The sequence below is a fragment of the Corallococcus caeni genome, from assembly GCF_036245865.1.
Taxonomy (GTDB): Bacteria; Myxococcota; Myxococcia; order Myxococcales; family Myxococcaceae; genus Corallococcus; species Corallococcus caeni.
Window position 1 is genome coordinate 1 of the sequence record NZ_BTTW01000097.1, and the last position, 357, is coordinate 357.

The window sequence follows — 357 nt, forward strand, 5'->3', positions numbered from 1 at the left end:
CTGAAGGGGCCCAACGGCGACAAGGCGCTGATGCGGTGGCTGTACCTGTCCTGGAACTTCTCCGCGCGGATGCTGGTGAAGATGTCCTGGGGACGCCGCACGAAGCTGACGCGCGAGCTGCACCAGTCCTTCCTGGCGCAGTTTCCCGACCGGGCGTCGCGGATGGGCACCTGGGGCTTCGCGCGCTCCATCTCCCACGAAGGCCCGTGGATGGAGGAGCAGGGCAAGGGCCTGGGCCGGCTCGCGGACGTGCCGGCGCGCGTCGTCTGGGGCAAGGCTGACAAGGTCGTGAAGCCCGAGCACCTGTCGCGGTGGAGGCAGGCCCTGCCCCGGGCTCGCGTGCTGGAGCTGGAGGAC

At 70.3% G+C, this 357-nt stretch carries 1 protein-coding gene; it reads left to right on the plus strand.

Translation table 11 applies throughout. The features are described 5' to 3' along the window. Positions 1–357, plus strand: a 357-nt coding sequence (locus AABA78_RS39020; RefSeq protein ID WP_338270617.1) for a hypothetical protein, incomplete at both ends; no start/stop codon positions are given.